Annotated in this window: 2 protein-coding genes; both read right to left on the bottom strand. The window is 57.7% G+C overall.

Translation table 11 applies throughout. The features are described 5' to 3' along the window. Nucleotides 1–308 precede the first annotated feature (308 nt). Nucleotides 309–620 carry a type II toxin-antitoxin system RelE/ParE family toxin gene (locus FJ424_RS33340; RefSeq protein WP_140660012.1) on the bottom strand — a complete coding sequence of 104 codons (312 nt, stop codon included), beginning with the start codon at nt 618–620 and terminating at the stop codon, nt 309–311. A 3-nt stretch (nt 621–623) separates the two neighbouring features. Further along, nucleotides 624–890, bottom strand: coding sequence for a type II toxin-antitoxin system ParD family antitoxin (locus FJ424_RS33345; protein WP_140660013.1), 267 nt, complete (start codon nt 888–890; stop codon nt 624–626). Nucleotides 891–1,321 lie beyond the last annotated feature (431 nt).

The following is a 1,321-nucleotide window of genomic DNA, read 5'->3' on the forward strand; positions in this document are numbered from 1 at the left end:
CAAAGAGGGCAGACTTAGAAGCAAACTTCTTCGTCGCCAGCGGCGCACCGCCCTCGTTCGTGGGCCGTATATAGTCGCCCCCCGATCGAACTGTCAACAGCCAAGATCGCTCTTTTTTCGATTTCTCGTGGAGATGTCCGCGGCGGCAAAAAGGTGAGCTGGCTTGGTTGAATTTTGGCCCGGCGTTCCGTTGCCAACCATCCCGGTAATACCTGCCACAACCGCTCCGCCGAGCGGGATGCCTTCAACCGAAATCGCCCCGCGGCACTTAGCCGGATGTCGATCGCCGCGGCCGCTTGAACCTCGATTTAGAGCCGTCCCTCGAGCAATTCAGGCGTGATGTTCCGGCCCGCGTAGAAGATGCCCAGGATCAGCACACGCTCGCCGTCGATGGCGAAAGCGATACTGACCGCGCGACGATAACCGATGATCCGCAGCCCCGGCATGATCTCCACCCGCTCAGTGCCGCGCCGAGGAAATGTCGACAAGCCTAGACAATGATCGCGGATGCCCACGACAAAATCCCAGGCAACCGCCGGCGACGCACGCTCGGCTATATCGTCATAGAGCTGCTCGAGTTCAGCTTCCGCGCTCGCGTGGAAGACAATCCGGTATTCCATCCCCTACTTGGCTTTCGCCTGCCGCGCACGATGACGGACCTCCAGCCGGGAAAACACCGTTTCGGCGGGAATACCCTTTGCCGGATCTTGCTGGAGCTCGGCCATGCGCGACGGGATTTCCTCGCGCAGCCACTTCTCTCGCTCCGCCTCAAAATCCTCGAGCATGCGCAAGCCGGCGCGGACAACCTCGCTGGCATTGTTGTAGCGGCCCGATTCGAGCTGCTTCCTGATGAAGCGCTCATAGTGATCGTTCAAAGCATAGTTGGGCATGGGGAACCTTCTCGGAATATGGGGGCGGATGGCAGATATAGCAATAGATAGCAAAAATTAGCAATTTGGTTGATTCGATTCCAATTCACCCGATGCAATTCAGTGGAAGATCCAACCGTACCCGAATCGGCAGCGATCAAAATGCCGGGTCGGGACGCCGGCGCCCGATCGAGGATCGCCAGGCGGCCTATTCCACGATCTCTGCTCTCTCCATTTGCGAGGCGACTGGGACACAAAAGCCGGCTGAGTTTAAGCTCAACCGGCTAATATTATTTCGCACCTGGTTGTGTGCTGGTCTCGGAATAGGTGTCTCTCGTTTCAACGTCCTCAAGCGCGTCGCGCTCAAGCGGATTCCACAGTACACGACTCATTGGGTTTTGATGGTCTTAGGGAAAGTGCTGAGCCATGTGGTTAGCGCGTTTTGGGGTGAG

This window comes from Mesorhizobium sp. B3-1-8 (assembly GCF_006439495.1).
Classification (GTDB): domain Bacteria; phylum Pseudomonadota; class Alphaproteobacteria; order Rhizobiales; family Rhizobiaceae; genus Mesorhizobium.

What these genes read in the sequence shown, in the direction of transcription:
- FJ424_RS33340 (WP_140660012.1), bottom strand. Translation starts at nt 620, where the DNA reads ATGGAATACCGGATTGTCTTCCACGCGAGCGCGGAAGCTGAACTCGAG.
- FJ424_RS33345 (WP_140660013.1), bottom strand. Translation starts at nt 890, where the DNA reads ATGCCCAACTATGCTTTGAACGATCACTATGAGCGCTTCATCAGGAAG.